Genomic DNA, 3853 nt, shown 5'->3' on the forward strand with positions numbered 1-3853 from the left:
GTCATCAACTGGACGCTCAAGCGCCCCGTCGCGACGATCCTCGTCGCCGTGCTCCTGCTCGGCGCGACCGGCGCGCTCGTACCCTTCATGAAGACCAACTTCATCGGCGACAGCGGCCAGAACACCCTGACCGTCAGCCAGACCCTGCCCCTCGGCACCAGCCTGGAGGAGCAGGACAAGGCCGCGAAGAAGCTTGAGACCGTGCTTCTCGGCGTCGACGGCGTCGAGACGGTGCAGCTCTCGCTCGGCTCGAGCGGCAACTCGCTGCGCGCCGCGTTCAGCGGATCCGGCGGTGCCAGCTTCTCGCTGACGACCGACCCCGATGTCGACCAGGTGCAGCTGCAGTCGGATGTGCGCACGGCGGTCGAAGGACTCGACGCCGGCGAGATCAGCCTCGCGGCATCGGGCGGGGGCTTCGCCTCATCCGACATCGCCATCAACATTACCGCGACCTCGGATGCCGACCTTCGGGCCGCCTCCGACGCGATCCTCGCCGAGGTGAAGGACCTCGACGTCGTCGCCGAGGCCACCAGCAACCTCTCGGTCTCGCAGCCATACCTCGCGGTCGAGGTGGATCGCGAGAAGGCCGCGAAGGCGGGTCTCAGCGAGATCGCGGTCGGCGGCATCCTCACCGCGGCCATGAACCCGAGCACCGTCGGATCCGTCGTCATCGACGAGAAGACGCTCTCGATCTACATCGCCAACGAGAAGGCGCCGACGACCGTCGAGGAGCTAGAGGACTTCCAGATCCCGACGGTGACCGGCCTTGTGCCGCTCACTGACCTCGCCACGGTCGAGGAGGTCAACGGACCCTCGAGCATCACGACGATCAAGGGTGTGCGCAGCGCGACCGTCAGCGTCACCCCCGGCAGCGACGACGTCGGCACCGCGAGCACCCTCGTCGCGGAGGCCGTCGCCCAGGCTGACCTTCCGGCCGGCGCGGAGGCGGAGCTCGGCGGTGTCACCTCACAGCAGACCGACGCGTTCTCGCAGCTCGGTCTCGCACTGCTCGTCGCGATCCTCATCGTCTACGTCGTCATGGTCGCCACCTTCAAGAGCCTGCGCCAGCCGCTGCTGCTGCTCGTGTCGGTGCCCTTCGCGGCGACCGGTGCGATCCTGCTGCAGGTGGCCTCGGGCATTCCGCTCGGTGTGCCCTCGCTCATCGGCGTGCTCATGCTCATCGGCATCGTGGTCACGAACGCGATCGTGCTCGTCGACCTCATCAACCAGTACCGCGAGCGCGGGATGTCGGCCTACGACGCGATCGTGCACGGCGCCTCCCGGCGCCTCCGGCCGATCCTCATGACCGCCGTCGCCACCATCGCGGCACTCACGCCTCTCGGCCTCGGTCTCACCGGCCAGGGTGGATTCATCAGCCAGCCGCTCGCCGTCATCGTCATCGGCGGCCTGGTGTCGTCGACGATCCTCACCCTTGTCGTGCTGCCCACGCTGTACTACCTGGTCGAGGGTCGCAAGGAGCGCCGCGACGCCAAGCGCGCTGCGAAGGCAGCCGCCTAGCCGGTCCCGCACGACGCTGAGTTGGCACAAACTGCTGGTTGGGCGGGCTCTCGGGCCGCCTGAGTCGCAGAAAGTGCCAACTCGCGGGCGCGAGCGGCGTCAGACGAGCGACTTAGCGAAGCAGACGCTGTACTCGCTGTCGACGTACTCGCCGAAGTTGGCGATGCGCTCGAACCCGTGCCGCACGTAGAAGCCGATCGCGGCGGGCTGCAGGGGCCCGGTCTCGAGCTGCAGCGTCTCGACGTTGTGCGCGCGGGCGGTGGCTTCGAGCGATTGCAGGATGCCCGCTGCGATGCCGGTGCCTCTGGCGTCGTCGCGCACGAACATCCGCTTGATCTCGGCGTAGCCGGCCCTTTCGACGAGGGCTCCCATGCCGACTGCACGCTCGCCCTCGCGCGCCACGACCACTGTCACGCCGTCGGCGAGCAGCTCGGAGACGTCGAGAAGGTAGTTGCCCTCGGGCGGGTACAGTTCGGCGTGGAAGGCATCGCTGAGCTCGAGAAGCTCGCGAACCCCGGGGGCGTCGGCGCGCTCGATGCTGATGTTCATAGCTTTTCGGGGGCCCGTCGTGTAATGTTGCCGAGTCGGCTCAGACAGCGTGAATTGTCACGCAAGGGTTTGTAAGTCTAGAGGCCGGTTTCTCCGCAAATCTGCGAGAGAAAAATCACACTTGTATGTGAAGGCCTCGGTCAAAGACTGCCCGGGTTCGTTAGTTAGCGCATAGCTGTGTTCTTTGAACAGCGCCGCGCGGACTGCACTGCATAACGAACAACCCAGGAAGAATCATGCCCACGTACTCAAATAATTCAGGCAACAAGCCTGCCTCTGCAGGACGCGACAACAAGAAGCCGTTCAAGGCCGCCGACCGCAACGGCTCCAAGCCGGGTTCGCGCAGTGAGGGCCACCGCGGCTTCCACGGTGACGCCCCCGTCGCCAAGAAGCGCTGGAGCACGGATGACCGCGCCACCCGCTCGGGCGACCGCGCCCCCAGCACCGACCGCCGCCCCAACTGGACTCCCGCCGAGGGCAAGCCCGCCTACGGCGACCGCCCGGCCCGGCCCGCCTACGGTGACCGCAACGCGCGCACCGAGCGCCCGGCCTACGGTGACCGCCCGCAGCGTTCCAACGACCGCCCGGCCTACAACAACGACCGCCCGGCGCGAAGCTACGACGAGCGCCCGGCCCGCACGGAGCGTCCCGCCTACGGCGACCGCCCGCAGCGCTCGAACGACCGTCCGGCGTACAACAACGACCGCCCGGCCCGCTCGTACGACGAGCGCCCGGCGCGCACCGAGCGCCCTGCGTACGGCAACGACCGCCCGCAGCGTTCCACCGACCGTCCGGCGCGCACCGACCGTCCCGCGTATGGCAACGACCGTCCGGCTCGCAGCTACGACGAGCGTCCCGCCCGTACGGAGCGTCCCGCCTACGGTGAGCGCCCGGCGCGCACCGAGCGCCCCTCGTACAACGACCGTCCGGCCCGCACCAACGATCGCCCCGCGTACAACGAGCGCCCGCAGCGCCCGACGTACCGCAACAACGACGACCGTGGCGCACGCAGCTACGACGAGCGTCCGCAGCGTCGCTCCTTCGACAACGCCGACCGTCCGGCCAAGCGCGAGAGCGACTTCTACACCGCCCGCGCCACCACCGGTCCGGTCGACGACGTCGTGCTCGAGCGCCTCGAGGCCAAGGTCATCACCGCGGGCGACGCCGAGGGCGTCACCTGGAAAGACCTCGGCATCGGCGAGAACATGACCCGCCAGCTGACCGCCATGGGCGCCGAGTCGCCGTTCCCGATCCAGGCTGCGACCATTCCCGACGTGCTCGCCGGCAAGGACGTTCTCGGCCGTGGAAAGACCGGCTCCGGCAAGACGATCGCCTTCGGCGCGCCGCTCGTTGAGCGCCTCATGGAGAACGAGGGTGGCAAGAACCGCCAGGTCGGCCGCAAGCCGCGCGCCCTCATCCTCGCTCCCACCCGTGAGCTCGCCCAGCAGATCGACCGCACCGTGCAGCCCATCGCGCGCTCCGTCGGCCTGTTCACCACGACCATCGTCGGTGGCGTTCCCCAGTTCAAGCAGGTCTCCGCGCTGCAGCGCGGCGTTGACATCGTCATCGCCACGCCGGGCCGCATCGAGGACCTCGTCGAGCAGGGCCGCCTCGACCTCAGCAACGTCTTCGTGACGGTGCTCGACGAGGCCGACCACATGTGCGACCTCGGCTTCCTCGAGCCGGTGCAGCGCATCCTGCGCGAGACGCAGAAGGGCGGCCAGAAGCTGCTGTTCTCCGCGACCCTCGACAAGGGCGTTGCCACGCTCGTCAACGAGTTCCTCGT

Annotated in this window: 3 protein-coding genes; 2 read left to right on the forward strand and 1 reads right to left on the reverse strand. The window is 68.4% G+C overall.

Annotation, left to right across the window (positions count from 1 at the left end; genetic code table 11):
• Positions 1-1518: efflux RND transporter permease subunit (locus tag ACILQS_RS15865; protein ID WP_395641094.1), on the forward strand; the 1518-nt coding region annotated here is incomplete at its 5' end.
• A gap of 99 nt (positions 1519-1617) precedes the next feature.
• On the opposite strand, the gene ACILQS_RS15870 is transcribed toward ACILQS_RS15865, so the two are convergent.
• Entirely contained in the window at positions 1618-2067 is a 450-nt protein-coding gene (locus ACILQS_RS15870; protein WP_395641095.1) for a GNAT family N-acetyltransferase, read from the reverse strand.
• Between the two features lie 236 nt (positions 2068-2303).
• Here ACILQS_RS15870 and ACILQS_RS15875 point away from each other — a divergent pair.
• Positions 2304-3853, forward strand: a 1550-nt coding sequence (locus ACILQS_RS15875; RefSeq protein ID WP_395641096.1) for a DEAD/DEAH box helicase, incomplete at its 3' end; no start/stop codon positions are given.

The organism is Pseudolysinimonas sp., assembly GCF_044239695.1.
GTDB lineage: Bacteria > Actinomycetota > Actinomycetes > Actinomycetales > Microbacteriaceae > Pseudolysinimonas_A.

What these genes read in the sequence shown, in the direction of transcription:
- ACILQS_RS15870 (WP_395641095.1), bottom strand. Translation starts at nt 2,067, where the DNA reads ATGAACATCAGCATCGAGCGCGCCGACGCCCCCGGGGTTCGCGAGCTT.